General features: G+C 76.6%; 1 protein-coding gene. It reads right to left on the bottom strand.

Going from position 1 to position 1,382, the window contains the following annotated elements:
* On the bottom strand, positions 1 to 1,338 hold a 1,338-nt coding region (locus C5508_RS19200; RefSeq protein WP_232797313.1), incomplete at its 3' end, for a protein kinase domain-containing protein.
* Positions 1,339 to 1,382: the final 44 nt, after the last annotated feature.

The following is a 1,382-nucleotide window of genomic DNA, read 5'->3' as shown; positions in this document are numbered from 1 at the left end:
GGCCGGGGCCGGGGCCGGGCTGTCGACCTCGACCACCGGCGCCGGCGCGGGCGCAGGGACGGGGACGGGTGCCGACGGCGCGGGCGCGGGCTCCGGCGCAGGGGAGGCGACGGCATAGGTCAGGGTGACCACCATTCCCGGCGCCAGTGCGCCGACCGGTCCGACCGCGAGCACCTGGCCGGCCGGCACCTCGGACGTCTCCCGGGCCTCCCGCCGGACCCCGAGGCCGCGTCCGGCGAGCTCGTCCTCCACCTCGTCCACCGGGCGTCCGACGACGTCATCGGCGCGGACCTCGACCGACGCCGGGGTGCTCGCCTCGGCCACTGGTCCCGCCGGTGCATCGCCCCACACCTGCAGCGCCGCGACGCCCAGCCCGACACCGGCCACGAGCGCGGCCACCGGCGCCAGCAACCGCCTGCGCAGCGGCCCCGACCCGGCCCCGGCGGGAGTGAACGGGCGGGTGCGCGGGGCCAGGGCAACCGGTGCCAGCGGACGGCCGGCGCGCACGTCCTCGACGGCGTCCCGGAACGCGGCACCGTCGCGGAACCGGTCGGCCGGGTCCTTGAGCAGCGCCCGCTCGACCAGCACGCGGGCCTGCTCCGGCACGTCCTCGGGCAGCGGCGCCGGCACCTCGCGCAGCTGCCGCAGGGCGATCTGCACGGAGTTCTCGCCGTCGAAGGCACGCTGCCCGGCCAGGCACTCGTAGCCGATCATGCCCAGCGCGTAGACGTCGCTCGCCGGACCGGCCTTCTCGCCGGCCGCCTGCTCCGGCGAGAGGTAGTGCGCGGTGCCGACGACCTGGCCGGTCTGGGTCAGCGGCGCACTGCCCGCGGACCAGGCGATGCCGAAGTCGGTGACCTTCACCGTGCCGTCCGCGGCGACCAGCAGGTTCCCCGGCTTCACGTCGCGGTGGACCAGCCCGGCGGCGTGGGCAGCGGCCAGCCCGGCGGCCGCCTGCCCGAGCACGTCAAAGGTGCGGTCGGGGTCCAGCCGCCTTTCGCGGGCCAGCACCTGGGCCAGTGACTCGCCGTCCACCAGCTCCATCACCAGGTAGGCCAGGTGCTCGCCGTCGTCGGCCGGCGTCTCGCCGTAGTCGAACAGCGCGGCGATGTTGCGGTGGGCCAGTGCCGCGGTGTGCTGCGCCTCAGCACGGAAGCGGGCCAGGAACGTGGCGTCGCCGGTGTACTCGCTACGCAGCACCTTCACCGCGACCGGGCGGCGCAGGAGGATGTCCCGCGCCCGCCAGACCTGGCCCATCCCGCCGGTGGCCAGCAGCGAGAGGAGCTCGTAGCGACCGCCGAGCAGCGCGGAGCCGACCGCCTCGGGCCGCCGGGTCACTGCGCCGGCCGGTCGCGGTGAAGGTGCTGCGTAACGAGCACCGT

The organism is Blastococcus atacamensis, assembly GCF_002938425.1.
GTDB lineage: Bacteria > Actinomycetota > Actinomycetes > Mycobacteriales > Geodermatophilaceae > Blastococcus > Blastococcus atacamensis.
The sequence above is the reverse complement of the archived record's forward strand: the minus strand, read 5'-3'. Positions and strand labels throughout refer to the sequence as shown.